This window comes from Geobacter argillaceus (assembly GCF_007830735.1).
Taxonomy (GTDB): Bacteria; Desulfobacterota; Desulfuromonadia; order Geobacterales; family DSM-12255; genus Geomobilibacter; species Geomobilibacter argillaceus.
Window position 1 is genome coordinate 1 of record NZ_VLLN01000025.1, and the last position, 17,167, is coordinate 17,167.

At 59.3% G+C, this 17,167-nt stretch carries 17 protein-coding genes; 10 read left to right on the plus strand and 7 right to left on the minus strand.

What is annotated here, in order from left to right; genetic code table 11:
• Positions 1-300, plus strand: a 300-nt coding sequence (locus JN12_RS16285; RefSeq protein ID WP_211360566.1) for a transposase, incomplete at its 5' end; no start/stop codon positions are given.
• 177 nt (positions 301-477) lie between these two features.
• Here the strand turns inward: JN12_RS16285 and JN12_RS16290 are convergent.
• From JN12_RS16290 to JN12_RS16305, 4 genes are read right to left on the minus strand one after another with little or no spacing between them, the layout of a single operon-like run.
• Positions 478-1,836 (minus strand): sigma-54-dependent transcriptional regulator, encoded by a 1,359-nt coding sequence (locus JN12_RS16290; protein ID WP_145024689.1) that lies wholly within the window; start codon positions 1,834-1,836, stop codon positions 478-480.
• Positions 1,833-3,062 (minus strand): two-component system sensor histidine kinase NtrB, encoded by a 1,230-nt coding sequence (locus tag JN12_RS16295; RefSeq protein WP_145024691.1) that lies wholly within the window; start codon positions 3,060-3,062, stop codon positions 1,833-1,835. The genes JN12_RS16290 and JN12_RS16295 overlap by 4 nt, the downstream gene beginning before the upstream one ends.
• Before the next feature lie 7 nt (positions 3,063-3,069).
• Positions 3,070-3,468, minus strand: a complete 399-nt coding sequence (locus tag JN12_RS16300; protein WP_145024693.1) for a DUF302 domain-containing protein — start codon at positions 3,466-3,468, stop codon at positions 3,070-3,072.
• Between the two features lie 30 nt (positions 3,469-3,498).
• On the minus strand, positions 3,499-5,244 hold the full coding sequence (locus tag JN12_RS16305) for a cytochrome c3 family protein (protein ID WP_145024695.1): 1,746 nt from the start codon (positions 5,242-5,244) through the stop codon (positions 3,499-3,501).
• Between the two features lie 485 nt (positions 5,245-5,729).
• Here JN12_RS16305 and JN12_RS16310 point away from each other — a divergent pair, with 485 nt between their 5' ends.
• The 3 genes from JN12_RS16310 to JN12_RS16320 all read left to right on the plus strand — a co-directional run bounded on the left by JN12_RS16310 (position 5,730) and on the right by JN12_RS16320 (position 7,226).
• Positions 5,730-6,059 carry a hypothetical protein gene (locus JN12_RS16310; RefSeq protein ID WP_145024697.1) on the plus strand — a complete coding sequence of 110 codons (330 nt, stop codon included), beginning with the start codon at positions 5,730-5,732 and terminating at the stop codon, positions 6,057-6,059.
• A 99-nt stretch (positions 6,060-6,158) separates the two neighbouring features.
• Complete coding sequence (gene pal, locus JN12_RS16315) at positions 6,159-6,743, plus strand: peptidoglycan-associated lipoprotein Pal (protein ID WP_145024699.1); 585 nt, start codon at positions 6,159-6,161, stop codon at positions 6,741-6,743.
• Between the two features lie 120 nt (positions 6,744-6,863).
• Positions 6,864-7,226, plus strand: a complete 363-nt coding sequence (locus tag JN12_RS16320; protein ID WP_145024700.1) for a sulfite exporter TauE/SafE family protein — start codon at positions 6,864-6,866, stop codon at positions 7,224-7,226.
• A gap of 30 nt (positions 7,227-7,256) precedes the next feature.
• Here the strand turns inward: JN12_RS16320 and JN12_RS16325 are convergent, their stop codons facing one another.
• Positions 7,257-8,207: an aldo/keto reductase gene (locus JN12_RS16325; RefSeq protein ID WP_145024702.1), complete on the minus strand. Its 951-nt coding sequence runs from the start codon at positions 8,205-8,207 to the stop codon at positions 7,257-7,259.
• A 400-nt stretch (positions 8,208-8,607) separates the two neighbouring features.
• Here JN12_RS16325 and JN12_RS16330 point away from each other — a divergent pair, with 400 nt between their 5' ends.
• Positions 8,608-9,600 carry an archaeosortase/exosortase family protein gene (locus tag JN12_RS16330; protein WP_145024703.1) on the plus strand — a complete coding sequence of 331 codons (993 nt, stop codon included), beginning with the start codon at positions 8,608-8,610 and terminating at the stop codon, positions 9,598-9,600.
• A 44-nt stretch (positions 9,601-9,644) separates the two neighbouring features.
• On the opposite strand, the gene JN12_RS16335 is transcribed toward JN12_RS16330, so the two are convergent.
• Both JN12_RS16335 and JN12_RS16340 read right to left on the minus strand, forming a co-directional pair.
• Positions 9,645-11,312, minus strand: coding sequence for a ShlB/FhaC/HecB family hemolysin secretion/activation protein (locus JN12_RS16335; RefSeq protein ID WP_145024705.1), 1,668 nt, complete (start codon positions 11,310-11,312; stop codon positions 9,645-9,647).
• A 1-nt stretch (position 11,313) separates the two neighbouring features.
• On the minus strand, positions 11,314-12,621 hold the full coding sequence (locus tag JN12_RS16340; protein WP_145024707.1) for a thioredoxin family protein: 1,308 nt from the start codon (positions 12,619-12,621) through the stop codon (positions 11,314-11,316).
• A gap of 345 nt (positions 12,622-12,966) precedes the next feature.
• Here JN12_RS16340 and JN12_RS16345 point away from each other — a divergent pair, with 345 nt between their 5' ends.
• The 5 genes from JN12_RS16345 to JN12_RS16365 all read left to right on the plus strand — a co-directional run bounded on the left by JN12_RS16345 (position 12,967) and on the right by JN12_RS16365 (position 17,121).
• Positions 12,967-13,173 carry a hypothetical protein gene (locus JN12_RS16345; RefSeq protein ID WP_246125895.1) on the plus strand — a complete coding sequence of 69 codons (207 nt, stop codon included), beginning with the start codon at positions 12,967-12,969 and terminating at the stop codon, positions 13,171-13,173.
• A gap of 414 nt (positions 13,174-13,587) precedes the next feature.
• Positions 13,588-14,346 (plus strand): VPLPA-CTERM sorting domain-containing protein, encoded by a 759-nt coding sequence (locus tag JN12_RS16350; RefSeq protein WP_211360567.1) that lies wholly within the window; start codon positions 13,588-13,590, stop codon positions 14,344-14,346.
• 73 nt (positions 14,347-14,419) lie between these two features.
• Positions 14,420-15,736: a type 2 periplasmic-binding domain-containing protein gene (locus JN12_RS16355; RefSeq protein ID WP_145024708.1), complete on the plus strand. Its 1,317-nt coding sequence runs from the start codon at positions 14,420-14,422 to the stop codon at positions 15,734-15,736.
• Between the two features lie 87 nt (positions 15,737-15,823).
• Positions 15,824-16,192 (plus strand): hypothetical protein, encoded by a 369-nt coding sequence (locus JN12_RS16360; protein WP_145024711.1) that lies wholly within the window; start codon positions 15,824-15,826, stop codon positions 16,190-16,192.
• Between the two features lie 101 nt (positions 16,193-16,293).
• Positions 16,294-17,121: a hypothetical protein gene (locus JN12_RS16365; RefSeq protein ID WP_145024713.1), complete on the plus strand. Its 828-nt coding sequence runs from the start codon at positions 16,294-16,296 to the stop codon at positions 17,119-17,121.
• Positions 17,122-17,167 lie beyond the last annotated feature (46 nt).

Sequence of the window (17,167 nt, forward strand, 5' to 3'; positions counted from 1 at the left end):
AATACCCACAGCATTGCCTCTCTCTACGAAACGTTTGAACCTCAAGAAGCCAGAAGACTGGCTGAACGACTTGATATACATTACACGCCCAAGCACGGCAGTTGGCTGAATATGGCCGAGATTGAACTCAGCGTGCTTAAGGGGCAGTGCCTTGATCGCCGGATCCCTGATATGGCAACAATGCAGGCCGAAGTGACTGCATGGGAAAAAGACCGAAATAACTGTACCAATAAGATTGACTGGCAATTTACAACAACTGATGCCCGGATCAAGCTGAAGAGGCTTTATCCGAACTTTTAAATGTTAATAGGTACTAGGAGAGTTGTTGTTTCTGTGGGGAGGTACTCCAAGGTTCATGCCACTATCGATATATTTCGTAATGTGCTGATATTACGGGATCCGTATTCTCCTTGCGACAATCATTTCTGAAAAATAGGTGCAAACCATTGCACGTGGTGGGAAGCGTTTTGCACCTCCTCACCTATCTTCGAGCAGACCGTATTCTTTGAGCTTGTACTGGAGGGTGCGGCGGGAAATCCCCAGTTCTTCGGCAGCCAGCCGGCGGTTGCCTCCATGGCTGGCCAGCGCCTTGGTAATCAAGTCCCGTTCCACCGACTTCAGGGCTTCTCTGCTGTCCATGCCCGCAGGGGCGTCCTTACTCAAGAGCCCATCGGGCAGATGCGCGCACCTGACAGTCCCCTGGGCCAGGATGACCGCCCGTTCCAGGACATTCTGAAGTTCGCGGATATTGCCGGGCCAGGCATAGCGACTCATGGCGGCCTCTGCCCCGGGTTCTATCCCTTTCAGTTTCTTGCCGATCTGCCCGCTGAAGTGCCCCAGGAAGAAATTTGCCAGGAGCGGTATGGCGTCGGCCCGCTCGCGCAACGGAGGCAAATGGATGGGAAAGACGTTCAGACGGTAATACAGGTCTTCCCGGAAGCGGTGTCCGGCCAGTTCCTCCTGGAGGTCCCGGTTGGTTGCGGCGATCACCCGGACATCCGCCCTGATCTCCCTGCTGCCGCCAACCCGCTCGAACACGCGTTCCTGCAAAACGCGCAGCAGCTTGGCCTGCAACGATACCGGCATCTCACCGATCTCGTCGAGGAAAATCGTTCCCCCCCGGGCAAGCTCGAACTTTCCCTGCCTGGCCTGTATCGCTCCGGTAAAGGCCCCTTTTTCATGGCCGAACAGTTCGCTCTCCAGGAGGTTTTCCGGTATGGCGGCGCAGTTGAGCGGAACAAAGGGAGCCTTGCCCCCGGGGCCCCGCAGATGGATGGTTCTGGCGATCAACTCCTTGCCGGTGCCGCTTTCGCCATAGATCAACACCGTCGCCATGGTGCCGGCAACGTCGCGGACCAGGTTGCGCACCAGCTTCATCGCCTGGCCGGCAAAGATCAGTTCTTCCGGAGGCAGGCCCGTCGAGGTCGACTCCTTCATGGCGCGTAACGTCCTGGTAAGCTGCTGGTTTTCCATGACCCGGTTGACCAGGTTGAGCAGCGCCTCCGGGGCGGAAAGCGGTTTGGTGAGAAAGTCGACAGCCCCCTCTTTCATCGCCGCTACCGCTTCATCCACGGTGCCATAGGCGGTCAGAAAGACAAACTGCGGCGCGCCGGGGTCCTGACGGGTTTCCCGAAACAGCTCCAGTCCGCTCTTGTAGGGCATCTTCAGGTCCGAGATGACCAGATCGAAACTCTCTTGGCCAAGCAGCTGACTCCCTTCGCGGCCGTCGCGGGCAATACAGACCTCATACCCCTCATCTTCGAGAATCGTCCGGACGAAACTTCTGAATGTGGCATCGTCTTCTGCCAGGAGAATGCATCCCTTTGTTCCGCTCATTTCCGAATTCCTCCTGGCAGTTCAACAGCAACCGTGGTGCCTTTTCCGGGAGAGCTGGTTACGTCGATGGTGCCGTTGTGCTCCTCGATGATCTTCTTGCAGAGCGCAAGGCCCAGGCCGGTGCCCTTGGCCCTGGTGGTATAGAACGGCTCGAACATCCTCTCCTTGTCCTCGTTGCTGATGCCGTGACCGGTGTCGGCGACGGAAACGGACACGCCTTTGCCCCGCGCACCCGCGGCAATGCTCAAGGTGCCGCCATCCGGCATCGCCTGGATGGCGTTCTGTATCAGGTTGAGAAGGACCTGGCCGAGACGGTCCCGGTCGCCATGGCATTGAAACCGTTCGGGACAGGATACGACAACTGCGATCCCCAGGCGTTCCAGTTCGGGACGCATGAGGGATACGCTGTGGCTGATGAGCTCATCGAGGCTGAACAGGGTCGCTGCGGGCAGGTCGCTCCTGGCATAGGCGAGGAGGCTGGCAACGAGATGCTCCAGGCGCAGGACCTCGCCAACGATCAGGCCGGCAAAGTCGCTGTTGCGCGTGTCCATCGGCTTTTTCCCGATGATCTGGGCAAACCCCTTGATACCGCCAAGTGGATTGCGGATTTCATGGGCAAGCGTCGCCCCCATCTCGCCCAGGCGCGCCAGGCTTTCCTGCTTGGCCATTTCAAGGGTATGCATCTCCTCCCGCATGGCAAAGCGATAGATCATGGCCGCCATGACCCAACCGGCAAGCAGCAGCGCCAGGATGATCGTCATGTTCAGCTCCGACCGGCGGATGACCGCATCGGCGCGATAGGTGTGAAGTATCAGGCGCAGGATCAGTGTCGTGTCGGCGAGATGGAGCGGGGCAAGGAATTCGTAGGCCTTTTCCCCGGTCCCCAGCAGTACCCGACCTTCGACCGCGGTCCCCTTGGTCAGCGTTTCGCGGTAGCGGTCGTCCTCTGCACGGGTGCCGACCAGGTCGGGATTGGAATGGAAGCGGTAGGTGCCCTCTTTGTCGAGCAGTGCCAGAAAGGCCACATCCTTGGGGTGAAGGGTCGTGAGCGAGTGCAGGGAGGGATCGTGGGCCGCAATATTTTCGACAGCGGCAGAGATGGACAGGGCCACCCCCCGGAGACTTTCTTCCGCCAGGGGGGTGGCTGCCCGATAGTTGCTTACGGCAAACCAGAGCAGGGCCAGGGTCAGGCCGATCCCGCTCAGCAGCAGGACTCTTTTCAGCATGGGCTGCTCAAAGCGCTGACAGTACCCGTTCCATCTTCTGTTTCACCAGCAGGGCAAGCTCTTCAACCTCCGGGTTGCCGATCAGCGACAGTGCGGCGACCGGGTCCATGATCATGACGACCGTCTGTGCGTCATCACCTTCATAGACCACCACGTTGCACGGCAGCAGGGTGCCGATATCCAGTTCCCGGCCGAACGCCTCCCAGGCCAGGGCAGGGTTGCAGGCACCGAGGATGAGATATTTGCGGAAATCCTTACCGAGCTTCTCCCTAAACTTGCTGGCCACATCGATCTCGGTGAGGATGCCGAATCCTTCCTTGAGCAGTTCTTCCCGCACCCTGGCTTCCGTCTCCGCAAAGGTGGTCTGCACTGCCTTGCCAAAGGCGTAGTTCTTTTGCAGGTTCATGGTCTCCTCCTTCCGCGGGCGCGTCGTGCGTTACCGATGCACTACCCCGGACTTTCGACTGACGTCGAGACTGCTGTTGAACGTGTCGTACCGCTGCCGGTCCCGTATGACCGGCAACGAGAAATCCCCCGGAATCTGCCAGGCATCCTTCAGATAGACCCACGGGGCGAGTGCCGAGAGGGTATACCCCTGCTCCAGTTCTATTTTCTCCGACTGCATCCCCTTGATGAACAGTCCGATGCGGTTGGCATGAACCTCGTGACTGCCGCTGAACGGCAGTGCGCCAGGGTCGCTGTATTCCCAGGTGACCTTCCGTACCTGTGCGCCGTCAGCGGCGGTGTGACACGAGTCGCACGTGCGGCTTTTCCCCAGTTTGTGCGACATCTTGTCCATCTGTATCCAGAGCAGGGCCTTGTTGTTTTCCGGCAGCCCGCTGGACAGCCCCACATAGCCCCAGGCATCGTCCGTTCTCTTCAGATCCGGGAGATCGAGCGGGTAGCGCCAGTACAGGCCTGGTTTGAAAGGGGACGTCTTCTGGTTCATGACCGCCATGGGGAACGGTTTGACCGGTATCCAGCGTCCTCTTTGGTCTTTGATCAGAATCGGTTCAGACATGTAGCCGTAATAGGCCTTGAACTTGAAATAGGGGGTTGCGGCCCCGGCCAGTCTGCCCGGCCCCCAGTAGGTTCCCTGATAGCCGGCCACCTTCTGAATGTGACACGCTTCACAGGAAAGATTCCTGTGCAGGGAGGTTGCATGGCTTTTCGCCGCCTCGGGATGACAGCGCTGACAGGAGTTCTGTGCCTGGCGCCTGATCATGCCGTGACCGATGGCAGGGTTGCTACTGGTGCTTTCGTGGCAGTCGAGGCAGCCGACCTTGGCCTTGAGGTGGACGTCTGGTTCGTTTCCCTCGGGAAAAGAGAACGATCCGCCGAAATAACCGGCCCCGCGACGCCGGTCTTCCGGTCCTGCATGGCAGATGGAGGCGCGGCCATTGCCGTAGCAGCTTTCGGAAGGGGGCGTTTTTACGAACGTGTGGGGGCCAATGGCGGGATCAGTGGGATGTCTCTTCTGCGGGTTGAAATGACAGTCCAGGCAGCCGACATGGCAGGTGTTGCAGGCCTTCTGGTTGATGCGGTGGCTTTCCGGCGACATGGGGATCATGGTGTTTGCCCGCATCGTCTCGAAGTTCCCCTCGAACCAGGGGCCGCAGTTGTGGGGACCCCGGTCTTTTGTAACCCATCCCCGGTACTGGCTCTGCTTGCCGTTGGTCGCCATGGTGCTCCTGGAGAACTCGTCAAACTCCTTGGCATGGCATGTCCCGCAGGTTTTCCCCATGACCTCGAAATCCTGGCTCAGGGTATCGACCTTTTTGTCGTGCCAGGAAATTGCTGCTACCGAGGCATCCTTGACCGGTTTACCATCCTTGCCAACAACGGTATAGAGCCGGTTCATCGGGTTTGTACCGTAGGCGAGGGGGTAGCGCCGGGCCGATGTCGTAACCGTAAACCCTTTCTTTGCCACGACGAGCAGTCGGGCCATTCCTTTATGGGCCTTATCCTTGTCCTTAGCAGCCGAATTGCCCAGATGGCACTCGCTGCATCCGGCCGGCATATGCGTCTGGGCTTCCGTCTCCTGGCGGGTTACGGTGAACGGACCGTATCCCATGGACTCCATTTTTTGCCGGCTACCATGGCACTCGGTACAGCTGTCCGAAGCATTGGCAGTGACTGCGGTTCCGGCGAAAAGGATGCAGATGAGCACCAGTCGTACCATAACCTTGCTCCTTTCGTCCGGAATGCGGTCGACTTGATGTCACCGGCCACCAGTCCCGTCTTATTCCGGAGATTGTCCGCTTCTGTCTGTTTTGTCTGCGCTGCTTTTTTTGCCCCGGTCCCCGAGGTCACAGGAATTGGACATTCAGGTGGGGATACCGAGCCGTGGCAGGATGAATTTCTGCACCACCACCCAGACAGCCAAAAACGCAATCAATGTCATTAGATCTGTCAAATGATCACCCCCAATCAACTTATATCACGTTTCGCAACAACTCCAACCCGTTGGGTCTCATGTTTATTCGAAATCGCCCCGGCCCTGCAATATTCAGTTTGTTGAATATATATAGTTCATGATGCTCTGTTATGTCAATGCGGAACGACGATGCTTGAGGTTCGCCGAGCGCGCGGGCTTTCTTGATTTCCAATCAAAATCAGGCTATGTTTAGCAAGTCTGTCAGGGTCTTGTAGGAACAATCGCGCTATATGATCAAAAACTATCTACAAAACAAGAGCGTTGCGCTACTCGTTCCGCTCATTGTTGCCATCTGCCTCGTGTGGGCGGGAATGCGCGTACCGGACATTGCGCGTCCTCACCGGCCCAAGCCGAGCCAGCGGGCGGTCATTGCGAGCCAGGTCAACATAGCTGCGCAGGGCGTCCATAAATCCCTCGACATATTTTTCATCATTGCAAAACCCATAGAACTCCACGCTACACTGCCTTACCGGACAGAATTCCTCTTTTCGTTTCATTCCATCGGTATCTCACCGCTTTTTCCCAACTCGTCCCGCGCACCGCCGCTGATTCCTGCCTGACACTCTATTCACATTCCGGAAAGTGACCCTAAAGGCACTGTAACTGCTCATGCCGTAGGGGAGTTGTGCCTTCATTTTATCGAGGACAGGAGAAACGTCATGAAAATATTCAGTATCCGGCTGCTGCCGGTCGTGTGTGCACTGATGTTTATGTATAGCGGTTGCGCCAAACAGGAACTCGTCAAAAAGGACGAACCTCTTGTGGCGCCGATTGCCGCTACGCCCAAGCAGGGGGCTGCGACGGCGGGCAAGCCGATTGCCGCAACGACCGTAACGACATCAACACTTAACAGTGGCGCGCAACAAAAGAGTTCGCAGGACAAAGTGTCTGCGGTAGCCGATGACCTGCGGAAGGCGATCGAGAAAATATACTTCGACTTTGATTCTTCGACCCTGAGCGATACTGCCCGTCAAACGCTGACCAAAAATTCAGCACTGTTGAAGCAAAACCCGCGAACCAGGATTGTCGTCGAGGGGCACTGCGACGAGCGTGGCTCGGATGAATACAATCTTGCCCTCGGAGAACGGCGTGCCCAAGCGGCTGTCCACTATCTGAAAACCTTGGGTGTTCAGGCAGACCGTTTGTCCACCATCAGCTATGGCAAAGAAAAGCCGGCTGACCCTGGCCACAATGACACAGCCTGGGCCAAGAACCGGCGAGACGAGTTCGTGGTTTCCAAATAAATCATTACCCATACCAGGGGCCGCTACGGCGGCCTTTGGTTTTTCAGGAGGGCGATACGTTATGGATTACTGCTCGTGCTGCCTGGAATCGGTAGTAAGAGATATACGAGGTGAAAGAAGATGATCCATATTGCTGCCCTTATGGGGCTTGGGATTGTGGCAGGACTGACGAGCGGATTGATCGGCATTGGCGGCGGGATCATCATTGTTCCGGTCCTTGTGCTCTTTTTCGGCTTTTCACAACAGTTGGCCCAGGGAACCACGTTGGCGCTTATGGTCCCACCACTGGGGGCATTTGCTGCCTGGACCTATTACCGGCAGGGGTATGTTGACATAAAAACAGCCGTGCTTGTTTGTTTTGGCTTCCTGGTCGGCAGCGTTCTTGGTGCCGATTTTGCGTTACGTCTCCCTACGGAAGTCTTGACGCGGATATTTGGGGCGATTTTGGTGGCTGTGGGGCTGAGAATGTTGTTTGTCGGGTGATTTGTGTCGATATGAGCGCTTCATGAGCACTCAGACCACCCGGATGATGAACTCCGGACACGAGGCGCCGCAGTAGCCGCAGAGGATGCAGGCGGCTTCGTCGAGCACTGCCTTGCCGTTCACGATGGACAGGGCGCCGCTGCCACAGGTTTCGACACAGGCGCCGCACCCCTTGCAAAAATTCTCCATGATGCGCAGCTTGCGCCGTCTGCTTTCCAGTTTTCGCCACACCTTGTCCTCCGGGGCGTTGCCGGAGAACAGGGCGACGTTGGCTTCGACCTCAGCCTCGGAGAGCATGCCGATCGCCACGCCATGGACCCCTTCCAGCCCCCGTACGTATGCAAGGCTGGCCCGCGCCTCAGAGATGAGATTCCCCCCGGCCAGGGCCTTCATGGCGTAGACGCCCTTTCCCGCTTTGGCGCAGGCCGCAATGGCATCTGCCATTTCTGCTGAACTGCCGTCCAGAATCCCCATGCCGGTCCGGTTGATGAGCGGGTGGATCACCTCGATCTCCGGGTGATCCGCCGCTTTGCGAATGGCGCTGATGAAGTGGGACGAGAGCCCCACATGGCCGATCTTTCCTTCCTCCTTCATCCGCAGCAGCTCCGCCAGTACCTCCGCCCGGTCGCTAAACGGATCTGCCACCCTTGCTCCGTGGATATGGACGATGTCCAACCGTTCGCACCCCAGTTCCCGCAGCCCCATCTCTACATCTGCCCGGGCAGTCGGCCCGTCGTTGGCGTGGGTCTTGGTGACGATGGTGACGTCGTTCCGCCAGCCGGCGATTCCTTCCCGCACATGGGGATACGTACCGTAGAGAGTAGCGGTGTCGATCATGGTGACCCCGCGTTCCAGTGCATGGCGGATGAGGCGGCCTCCCTCGGTCGGAGAAAGACCGGCCTGAAGCGGGCCAAGGGGAAGGGTGCCGAACACAAGAGGGAAAAAAGAGATATTTGTGGCACCGAGCGCGACGTGGTTCATGGAGAGCTCCTTATCAATAGGTCCGATTGATCGATGTCAAAACTGGTGCCGGCATCTTCAACTCGCTTGGTGTCTGGTATACTCTGCAAATCAAATACCCGGGTGAAGAGGAGGCTAACAAGACTCTGCTCAAGCTGAATAGTGCCATAAGGCAGGCAGAAGGACAATAGCAAGGTGAGGTCGAAACCATCACCACTTGATAGTCATCACCCGGTTCTTCGCGATAGGGTACCGGGGTAATTCTCCGCTCTGGATCAGCTTACTGACCGTGATAGAGCCTTCCTCAGGCCTCTTCCTGCAGAGGCTCCAGCCCGCTTCATCTTTTTCATCGCAGTTGCGAATAGCGATTGTTGCCAACCCGTAACATCACACCGGACCGGATTGCATTACTATAATCGGCATGCAATCGACGGCCGAAGTAACAGGTGTCACGGAATCCCGGGTTTCAGAAGGTCGGGCAACAACTCGTCGTTTCGCCCTGATCTGTATACTGCTTCTGCTCGCCGCCGTTTGGCTGGAACCGTATCTGGGGCCGCTCAATCGCTTGACGGCCAGACAGGTTGGCAGCCTGCTCCAGTTCCTTGACCTGTCCCCGCGAGTAGAGAACGATTTCATAACCATCGGCAGTTTTACGGTTCGGATAATCCCGGAGTGCACGCCGTTATACCCGGTCGTCCTCTTCGGCGCTTTCGTGCTTGCAACACCGGCTCCGTTGCTTAACAGAGTCGCCGGCGTTCTCTGTGGAGGAGCGCTGCTGGCCGCCGTCAATCTTGCACGCATCGCCGCAGTAACTGTCGTGGGGGCGAAATATCCCCGACTGTTCGAGCTGTTGCACCTCTATCTGGGACAACTCGTCATGCTGCTGCTGGTTGTTGCAACAGGTATCGCCTGGTTGCGCTGGGCAGAGGCTTCAGAGGCAGCGGGCCGTATTCGTTTCCTGCTCCGGGCTCTGTTATCGGGCAGTCTGTTTTTCCTCCCGTGGCTCATTCTCAACCGCAGTTATTTGCGGGCAATTGATCGATTCGTAGCTGCCATGTTCAGATTGGCCGATTATGAGTTGATCATCAGCTATCAGCATGTTGCCTACTACCAGACTTTTAACATCGTTCTCTTCGCGGCGCTTTTGATAGCCGAAAACCGCGTGCGCTGGCGGTTGAGAATGTTTTGGGGATGTTGGGGGGGAGTGGTTTTGTTCGGTGGGCATCTACTTTTCAGAATCTGCAATGTACTTCTCGTTGCCTTCGACTGGCAACCGGCCCTGCAACTATCCTTTCTGGTATCGATAGTTGGGCAATATTTCCTACCGGTTCTGCTCTGGATGGCACTCAACCGGTACGAAGCTGTTCGGAATCCCGCGCCTGCTGCTTCGGCAGACAGCATTTCCTGCATTTGAGGCCGCTTCCGCACGGACACCGGTCATTTCGGGATCGAATCTTTTCAGAACTGGTACCGCACCTTGAAATGGCAGGAGGCATCGCCGGCGGCGATACGGGTCGTGTCCCGCAGGGCAAAGGCCAGGTCCACCTGATAATCGACGTCGCGGAAAAGAAGTCCCCGCACGCCGAGGCCGGTCCCCTGCAGGTCGACGACCGACTGCTGGCCGGCAAGAGGCTCCCTGGTCCAGAGGGCGGCGGCGTCATAGAACAGATAGGGGGTGAGCGAGAACCGCTCCTTACCGACTGACTTCAGCAGATCCGGACCTGCCAGCTCGAACAGGCCATGGGCCGCGTTGTCGCCGCTCGCCTCGCTCTCCTTGTAGCCGCGGACGGTGTCGATCCCGCCGGCAATATACTGCTCGTTGGAGATCAGCGGCTGGTCGGACAGCTGGCCGTCCACCTTGGCTGTCAGGGAAAACCCGATGGGGAGCTGCTGGGTCCGCTCCACTCCGGCGGTCGCGACGACGTAGTTCCCCCTGGCCTTGTAGCGCTTGTCCATGAATTTTGACGAGTCGGTCACGGCACCGCGAAAGGCGACCACGGCCCCGGCGTTGATCTGGGTGACGCCGCTAGCGTCCCTCAGAAAGCCGCTGTACGAGACCGAGAACGGCAGGTAGCTGACCGGGGTTTTCACCGGTTCGCTGCCGGCCAGCCCTACGGTCTCCTCGAACTCCTTGTAATCGAAGCCGAGCACGGCCGTGTGGCCGTACTCCCCTGCCGCCGGAAGCGGGAAAATGGCCCGGCTGCCGATGATCATCCCTTTGCCCAGGTTGCTGAACCCGGCGCCATATGCGGTTTTCGTGTTGGACCAGACCCCGTAGACCACCAGCTTGTCGTTGAACTCCCAGGGGGAGGGGAGGGTATAGGAACCGGAGGCGATCTCCACCTCCGACGGATTCTGGGGAGAAAACTGGTATTGGGCCGAGATGGAGTGCTCCCGCTGCCAGAGATTGTCGTAGCGGAGCGCCGCGTTCAGGCGCAGGGCCGTGGTGTCGTGATTCGACCGGTTGTTCAGCTCCAGGCTGCCGTGCAGGGGAAGCTTATCCTCCACCTTGAGGGTGAAATCCACCGATTCGGCGGTCTTGCCCGGCTGCATGTCCGGGATCGCCTTGAAGTCCGGGTGGCGGTTGATCCGGCCCACTTCCTCCTGCACCCTGGGCAGGTACAGAACCTCCCCCGGCGCCAGTGACGGGAGGTCGCGTCTGATCTTCTCCGTGGAGAACCAGCGGTTGCCGGTGATGGTCAGGTTGCCGATCCGGTTCTCGATCACCTCCAGCCTAATCACCCGGCTTTCCACCTTCTGCTCCGGGATGTTCACCAGCACCGTCGGATAGCCCCGGTCGTGGAAGAACCGCTCCAGGGCTTCCCTGGCCCCTTCCACGTCGGCCGCAGTCTTTTTCCGGCCGGTGAACTCCTTCAGCCGCTGCTCCAGAACCGCCAGCGGGAAAAGGGTGGTCCCTTCGATAATGAATTTCTTGATGGTAAAGGTCGGTTCGCCGGCACGGGCGGGAGGAGCGGCCGCTGCTTTTTCAGCCGGCGTCGCCTCCGTCGGCGTTTCGTCTGCCGGCACGTCTTCCACGGCAAAGGTCGGCACGGCGATGGCCAGCAGCAGCCCCGCTGTGAGGGCTGCCACGGCTGGTACGGTCTTCACGGCTCTTGTCAGACGCATATCAGAGCACACCCTGCAGTGCTGCCCTGAGTGCCGCAGGCTCCTGGAACCCATCGAGCTTCCGGGCAATCGAGCCGTCGGCCCGGAACAGGACGATCATCGGAAAGCCATCCTGCCCGTACCGCTGTTTGTATTCTGCCTGTTTGTCCGAATTGACCTTCACCCAGGCGAACCGGTCGCGCAGCGAGGTGATGCGCGGGTCGGGCATGGTTTCGCCGAGCAGCTTCTTGCAGAATGAGCACCAGTCGGCATAGAGGACCAGCACGGCCGGTTTGCCGGCGGATTTTGCCTGCGCCAATGCTTCGTCGTGCTTGTCCTGCCACGGATAGTCGCCGGCCGGCAGCGTCGCAGCCCTGGTGAGGCCGGTCAACTCCAGGTCGATGACAATTTTCTTGCCGGCCAGCGGGTTGTTCATGTCGACGGTGAAGCTGCTGTCATCGCTGGCCGTGATGATGCCGACCCCGTTCCGGAGCGGAAGGGCCGCGCCGATCCGCGGCGCAAGGGCAAGGGTGATCCGGTCGCCGGCAACCGAGACCGTGGTCGTGCCGTACGGCTCGGGATAGCTCTTGCCGTTTTCGGCCAGTAACTCCAGGGTGACCTCTTTTTCGCCCACCGCCGTAACGCGGGCCGGGAAATACGGGGTCACCGGCACCTCCCGGCCAACGGCCGGAAAACCGCCAAACTGCTTGACATACTCTTCAGCGCCCAGGCTCACTGTTTTGGAGAGCGTGCGGCTGAGCGGCAGTTTGGTCACCTTTTTCGGGTCCGGCTGGCCGAAGGCCTGCTCCGGGGAAAGCACCAGATGTTTCTTTTCGCCGACCCGCATGCCGGTCACCGCCTCGCCGATTCCGGGCAGGAATGCCGCCTTGCCGGCTGTCACCGCTTCAGACGAAAAGCGGGGGGGATCGTTGTACCAGGAGATCTTCCGCGTCGCCGGGTCCCTGGCAACCTTCTCCCTTGTTGTGAAGAAGAGAGCGCCATCCTCCAGCGAGGCGGAATACTCGACATCGACGAGATCGCCGGCCGCCACGCTGCCTGCCGCCTCCGTTGCCGGCGCTTTTTCCCGGGCCGCGGCGAGCAGCGCATCTGCGTCGATGTCAGCGGACTTGCCGCTGGCAGTGGCAGTGTCAAGGGCCTTTTGCAGCATCTCCAGCGCCGCCTTCTGTTCGGTGGGGGAAAGAGTCTGTTGGTCGGAAGGGGGGGTCGCTGTTGTCGGCAGCTCCGCGGCCACTGCCGCGGCATACCCGCCGACCACCACAAGGGAAGTCGTCATGAATGTTATAACTATTCTGCTGCTGAACGGTGCCATTGGTCCCGCTCCTTTCTCATGTAAGCATATGAGTTGCGCACGGTAGCACAGTATTGTTACAGACTGACGACAATCAGTTTACTGTTTCATGAAATCTGCCGGGGTGATGACAGCAGTGAATAGTTCAGCATCCCAATGCTCAATTTTGTTTTTCAACTTTTGCCAACCTGCGACACGGTTGCCACAATCACCTGCTATGCTCACCTCGAACTTGAAGCGTTAATGTTTTTACCTGAAAAAATACCAATCAAATGTTTGCGTAAAAGTTCGAAACCTGTCGTTTGACTGTAACAAACGTCTGCTAGAGTCGCTTCCGTTGAGACAGACGAGGAGCATCGGACCGGGATGAATAACCGCAAGAACATATCATCAATGGGCTCGCGCCCCGTGCAGAGGGTGCGGGACGACAAGTATTCCCGTCTGGTGGAGGTCATTTCCGACCTGATCGACAAGGAGTTCACCGGCCACCTGAAGATCAACTTCAGCCAGGGTGGCATCGGCCGGATCGAGAAGTTCGAGGAGATCCTGCGGGGCACGGTCCCGGGCGAGTAAAGAAGCGGTTCGCGAACCGCCGGCAGTAAACCTTGACAACCGAATAGAGAAGGGTCCTTGACCGACCTGGTGAGCACACCCAGGCCCCGGAAAGCCCACTACGAAAACAGCTCCGCCGGCGCGCGTACCGCGCCGTTACTGACTCGTTTCGCAGTGGGCTTTTTTTGTGCCCGCAACCTCAAGAACCGGTTGTTTTATGAATTGACATGCAGTGGAGCAGTTTGCAGTACGACAATTGAATAGCAGACGCGCAGGACACGGAAATGAAGGCCGACAGCCTTCACCCTGCTCCTCCCCGCCGGGTCGGGGTTCGGAGCGTAACAGGGACACCGGCAGCACAACGGCAGCAGAAGCACGACGCAGCACCATCAAACCAAGCAGTACCAAACAAAGGAAGAAAAGGAGAAACACCAGATGAAAAAGAAGATGATCGCCCTCCTCGCCGGCGCCCTGATGACCCTGGCCGCCAGCAACGCCATGGCCGCCTTCGGCAACGCCGAACTGGTCCGCGTGGTCTACAACCACCTCGGCACCGTGGAAGTTGCCACCGACCTCGGCAACATAGATGCCATCATCGCCGGCGGGGCCGTAGCTGCCGACACCTTCAAGCTCAGCAGCATCACCGGCGCCACCAGCACAGCCGACCTCTACGTCTCTTATTTCGCCTCCAACTACACCGGTTCAGCTACAACCAACAAGGCGTATATGAACGCAGACGCTGCCCCGGCTATGGGTTCATACACCAACTTCAATACCGGCGTCTCCAATGCCGTCAACAACTACTACAACTACCTGAGCACCACGAACGCCGGAGCTACAACCGTTACCGGTCAGACGAGTTACGCCAACTCGTTTACTACTCAGCTCGCTAAAGGCGGCGTCGCCTACGGCTCGATGAACTCATCCCTTTATAATAGTACTGGCGGTGAGCAGAACCTGGCCACCCTCCTGTCCACTGGCGGCAAGTCCACCATTTACTCCTTCACTAACTTCGGCAGGAATCCTGTAACTGGCACTTCCGCCCTGGCGCTGACCACCAACTTCGACACCGTTACCGGCATCGGCAGTACCTCAATCGCCCCGGCCGCGACCCCCACCCCGATCCCGGCTGCCGCCTACCTGCTCGGCTCCGGCCTCCTCGGTCTGGTGGGTATCCGCCGCAAGCAGAAGTAATAGGTAACGCCTTTATTTCAAACCACTCCCCGGCCGGGCCGGGGAGACCTAACCTACAAGGAGAATTGAACGCATGAAAAAGCAGATCAAGACCACCGCCCTTGCAGGCGCTGCCGTGCTGGCCCTGTCCGGCGTTGCCGGTGCCGCCGTCATCGACCTCAACGTCTATGGCGCTTCGGCCCAGTACCTCTTCTGGAATTCCGCTGCCCCTACTTTCCTGACCTCCGTCCGCGGCTGCACCGCCACTTCGCAGGCCGCCACCGCTGACGGCAAGAACGGCATCACCAAGGGGACCGGCTGCGACGGTACCGCCAACAACACCATCAACATCCGCTACTCCGCCAAGGCCTCCTATGACGGGATCCGCGCCGTCAGCAACGTCGACCCGGCCAACACCTGCGCCGGCCAGCCCGGCCAGCGACCGATGATCACCGACGTCGGCAACACCGCGCTGCTCTGCCAGGACGTTCACCTCGGCGCGTCCGATGTGGCCGGCGAAAGCTTCACCCAGCAGTCCCATGGCCTGCTGTGGGGGCCTATGGGTGGCGTTCAGACCGACCGGGTTTTCACCGGGGTCCCCACCACCGGCCTGACCGCCTACCAGCCGGTCGTGGTGCCGTTCGGCTTCTTTGCCAACAAGAACATCCAGGTTAGCACCTGCGCCAGCGGCGTCCATGCCGGCAACCTCTGCACCACGAATACCTCGGCTGCTGACTGCGGCGCTGTTGGCCTCTGCAGCACCGGCACCATCAGCAACATCACCCGTGAGCAGGCGATCCAGATCTTCTCCGGCAATACCTATGCCTGGACCGACTTCGGCGCCTCCTACTCGGTCACCGGCGATGCCACCAACACCGTGGTCGCCTGCTTCCGTCACGCCGGCTCCGGCACCCACTCCACTCTTGACAACGCCGTCATGAACACCAAATGGGGTGGCAGTCTCGCCATCAACGCGTCGACGGTTGCGCCGATCGTCTACTTCAACGACGGTGCGTCCGACGAGATGAAGTGCATCAACAACAACGCCAACCTCACCACCCCGGGCGCCATCGGCTATGCCGACGGCGACCAGGACCTGACCTCGTTCACGAACGTCGCGGCCCTGAAGTACAATGGCCTCCTGCCGCGCCGCAACATGATCCGCAACGGCGCCTACGACTTCTTCTCCAACCAGTGGCTCTACGAGAACCCGGCCAAGACCCCGGCTACCGGCGCTGACACCACCAAGCACACCCTGATCACCCAGCTGAACACCTTTGCCGGCAATCCGGCCAATATCCCGACCTCCAAGGCTCCCTACTGGGCCGCAAAGTCGGAGATGGTCTGGAACAAGGCCACTGACCAAACTTATCCTGTATACGCGTTCCCCACTGCTCCGCAGACTCCCTAAGGGAAACCTTTCCATCCGTGTTATCGGGGCCTCGTTCGAGGCCCCTTTTTTTGAGACACCCAATCTATATCGTTGGAGGTTTGGACCATGCGCGTGGCAGTGATAACCGTCCTCTTTCTGACCGCCCTGGCAGCGACGGCCTTGGCCGAAACAAAGGTGAGGGAGTACGACGACCGGGTGGTGGTGGAGGTGACCGGCAGTCCGGCAACGCCGGAAGAAACGGCTCGACAGAAGCTTCAGGAGCAACTGGGTGCCCTGGAATACGAACGGCAGCGGCTGACCGCGGAGCAGGAGCGGCTGCAGCGGGGCGAAGACGGAACAGGGAACATGGATATGCGGGAGCGCCGGACCGCCATGATGGAAAAACATCGGCAGCTCCAGCAGGTGGAGGAGCAACTGCGCGATCTGGCCCAGCAATCGCCGGCAGAGGGTTCTTCGGCGGCCGCTGCCCGGTGAAACGGCTGCCGGCAGGATCGTTCGGTAATTGTTACCGGCCTGACCTCCGTTTGTAACAGCTCTTTGCTAAGGTTGCGTCATCCCGGAGTAAGGAGCTTTCCATGCGCATGAACAACAGTTTTCGACTGGGCACCCTGTTGCTGGCAGCGGCCTGTGCCGGCGGCTGTGCCACAGCGGGCACGGGGGCTCCCATTGCGGCGGGCGACCCGGTGATGCTGCAGTACACTTGCCGGCTTGTTGACGGCACCCTGGCGGCAACCACCCGGTCCGAAGAAGAGGTGGACAACACCTCCAAGGCGTCCCTCTATCTCCGGCCAGCCGCGCCAGGGCCGGTCAGCGTCATTGCCGGCCAGGGGCTTAAGGCTGACAAGCCGGTCACGACGCGGAGCTTCGAGGACGAGATCGCCGTTCAACTGGCAAAGCGGCTTGTCGGTCTTCCGGCCGGCGTGGGCAGCCAACTGGAAATCAGCGGCGATGGCTCGCTGCTGGCCGACGGCCAGTCCCACAAGCTGCCGATGGCGACCGTACGGCAGCGCCTCAAGGAGCACCGGCTCGACCGGGCCGGGTACAAGGCCCGGACCGGCAAGGAGCCGGAGATCGGCCAGGAGTTCGCGGTTGACCCGATGGTGCCGGGAAAGGTGGCCGAGATCAACGGGGACGAGGTGTTGATCAGGTTCACCGCCAACGTGGGAAGCACGGTGGAGACCCCGTTCGGCAAAGGGGTGATCCGCGAGACCCCGGAACATTTCGAAATCGTCCTCTCTCCCGTAGTGGGGAGCTTGGTCCGCACCGGCCCCATTGTCGGACGGATCGCCGAAGCGAACGAACGGCAGTTCGTCGTCGATTACAGCGACTTTTTCGGCGGCGAGACGCTCACCTGCACGGCGACCCCGGAGCGGAGCCCGTCAGCTTCTCAGGCCGCACGGTAGCTTTACCCTATCTCTGTTTCACTCAATTTTCATCGTTTTGCCATGT

Bases quoted from the DNA above. Each gene is read 5' to 3' on its own strand.
- JN12_RS16290 (WP_145024689.1), bottom strand. From the start codon at position 1,836: ATGAGCGGAACAAAGGGATGCATTCTCCTGGCAGAAGACGATGCCACA.
- JN12_RS16295 (WP_145024691.1), bottom strand. From the start codon at position 3,062: ATGCTGAAAAGAGTCCTGCTGCTGAGCGGGATCGGCCTGACCCTGGCC.
- JN12_RS16300 (WP_145024693.1), bottom strand. From the start codon at position 3,468: ATGAACCTGCAAAAGAACTACGCCTTTGGCAAGGCAGTGCAGACCACC.
- JN12_RS16305 (WP_145024695.1), bottom strand. From the start codon at position 5,244: ATGGTACGACTGGTGCTCATCTGCATCCTTTTCGCCGGAACCGCAGTC.
- JN12_RS16310 (WP_145024697.1), top strand. From the start codon at position 5,730: ATGATCAAAAACTATCTACAAAACAAGAGCGTTGCGCTACTCGTTCCG.
- pal (WP_145024699.1), top strand. From the start codon at position 6,159: ATGAAAATATTCAGTATCCGGCTGCTGCCGGTCGTGTGTGCACTGATG.
- JN12_RS16320 (WP_145024700.1), top strand. From the start codon at position 6,864: ATGATCCATATTGCTGCCCTTATGGGGCTTGGGATTGTGGCAGGACTG.
- JN12_RS16325 (WP_145024702.1), bottom strand. From the start codon at position 8,207: ATGAACCACGTCGCGCTCGGTGCCACAAATATCTCTTTTTTCCCTCTT.
- JN12_RS16330 (WP_145024703.1), top strand. From the start codon at position 8,608: ATGCAATCGACGGCCGAAGTAACAGGTGTCACGGAATCCCGGGTTTCA.
- JN12_RS16335 (WP_145024705.1), bottom strand. From the start codon at position 11,312: ATGCGTCTGACAAGAGCCGTGAAGACCGTACCAGCCGTGGCAGCCCTC.
- JN12_RS16340 (WP_145024707.1), bottom strand. From the start codon at position 12,621: ATGGCACCGTTCAGCAGCAGAATAGTTATAACATTCATGACGACTTCC.
- JN12_RS16345 (WP_246125895.1), top strand. From the start codon at position 12,967: ATGAATAACCGCAAGAACATATCATCAATGGGCTCGCGCCCCGTGCAG.
- JN12_RS16350 (WP_211360567.1), top strand. From the start codon at position 13,588: ATGAAAAAGAAGATGATCGCCCTCCTCGCCGGCGCCCTGATGACCCTG.
- JN12_RS16355 (WP_145024708.1), top strand. From the start codon at position 14,420: ATGAAAAAGCAGATCAAGACCACCGCCCTTGCAGGCGCTGCCGTGCTG.
- JN12_RS16360 (WP_145024711.1), top strand. From the start codon at position 15,824: ATGCGCGTGGCAGTGATAACCGTCCTCTTTCTGACCGCCCTGGCAGCG.
- JN12_RS16365 (WP_145024713.1), top strand. From the start codon at position 16,294: ATGCGCATGAACAACAGTTTTCGACTGGGCACCCTGTTGCTGGCAGCG.